Genomic DNA, 235 nt, shown 5'->3' with positions numbered 1-235 from the left:
GAGAAACATGGCGTTGTTTCGTAATATCGTTTACGTTTTAGACGATCACTACAATGAGCCGCCAGCCTCGTTATTACGAGCCATTACTTTGGCAGAGAATTATCAAGCTACATTAACCATCTTGTATGTGCTGCCCAAACTATCCCTATCATCTTATTCTCAAGAAATAGAAATTGACCACTAAGAGGCTGAATCGCACATTATTTATCGTGAAAAATTTCTCCTACAGGAATAT

General features: G+C 38.3%; 1 protein-coding gene. It reads left to right on the top strand.

All coding sequences use genetic code 11. The features are described 5' to 3' along the window. The coding region (locus Q4563_RS22735; RefSeq protein WP_303606162.1) for a hypothetical protein at window positions 1-184 on the top strand (184 nt) is incomplete at its 5' end. Between the last annotated feature and the right edge of the window lie 51 nt (window positions 185-235).

The organism is Gilvimarinus sp. 1_MG-2023 (assembly GCF_030548285.1).
Note: the sequence above shows the minus strand (reverse complement) of the source record. Positions and strands in the feature narration are given on the sequence as shown.